The sequence below is a fragment of the Staphylococcus sp. EG-SA-17 genome, assembly GCF_017151845.1.
Classification (GTDB): domain Bacteria; phylum Bacillota; class Bacilli; order Staphylococcales; family Staphylococcaceae; genus Staphylococcus; species Staphylococcus aureus.
On record NZ_JACVZO010000101.1, the window covers coordinates 1 to 461 of the forward strand.

Sequence of the window (461 nt, forward strand, 5' to 3'; positions counted from 1 at the left end):
TCTGATACATCTTTATTGTCTACTTTAGTGATGACATCATCTTTTTTAAGCCCGTTGTCTGCTTTTTTATCTACTTCAGAAATGTAAACACCTTTATCTGTAGTGAGATTTAATTCTTTCTTATATTGGTTTGGTATATCATCTATTGAAATCATGCTGATGCCGATATAAGGTCGTGTTACTTTACCGTCATCCATAATATCTTTAATGATATTATTTACTTCATTACTTGGTATTGCAAAGCCGATACCTTCTAAAGCTGATCTTGAAATTTTCATAGAGTTAATACCGATAAGGTTATCGTTTAAGTCGATTAATGCGCCATCTGAGTTACCTGGGTTTATGGCAGCATCTGTTTGAATAACTGTTGCTTCTGTAACACCTTGAGAAGTTTGTACATTCATCGTACGTTCTTCTGAAGAAATAATACCTTGTGTCACACTGATTGCAAATTCTACACC

The 461-nt window shown here is 33.8% G+C and carries 1 protein-coding gene; it reads right to left on the reverse strand.

Annotated features, from left to right (window positions below; genetic code table 11):
- The coding region (locus IDG65_RS14245) for a S1C family serine protease (protein WP_206174226.1) at positions 1 to 461 on the reverse strand (461 nt) is incomplete at both ends.